This window comes from Bartonella vinsonii subsp. vinsonii (assembly GCF_902825235.1).
GTDB lineage: Bacteria > Pseudomonadota > Alphaproteobacteria > Rhizobiales > Rhizobiaceae > Bartonella > Bartonella vinsonii.
Genome location: NZ_CADEAJ010000117.1, coordinates 1 through 202 on the forward strand (window position 1 = coordinate 1; position 202 = coordinate 202).

A 202-nucleotide genomic window follows, 5' to 3' on the forward strand; every position below is an offset into this window, starting at 1 on the left:
TGTGTATCAAACTAGTCCCGTTGGCTGGACTACCAGCCCAGCCTCTATTCTTCTTTGTTGCTTTCCTTTCCCTTATCTGGTGCTTCGAGTGTAATTTCTGTGGTATATCCGCTTTGTTTCTCATAGCGGTGGGTCACGGTTTGGGCTTTCCATGGACCATTGATTTCACTACGGAACCCTTGCAATAGCAGCGGTTGATCCG

1 pseudogene is annotated in these 202 nt (G+C 48.0%); it reads right to left on the minus strand.

Features of this window, described 5'->3' with window-relative positions:
- Positions 1 to 44: 44 nt before the first annotated feature.
- Positions 45 to 202, minus strand: a pseudogene (locus J7R12_RS09135) (late control protein); the annotation flags it as partial.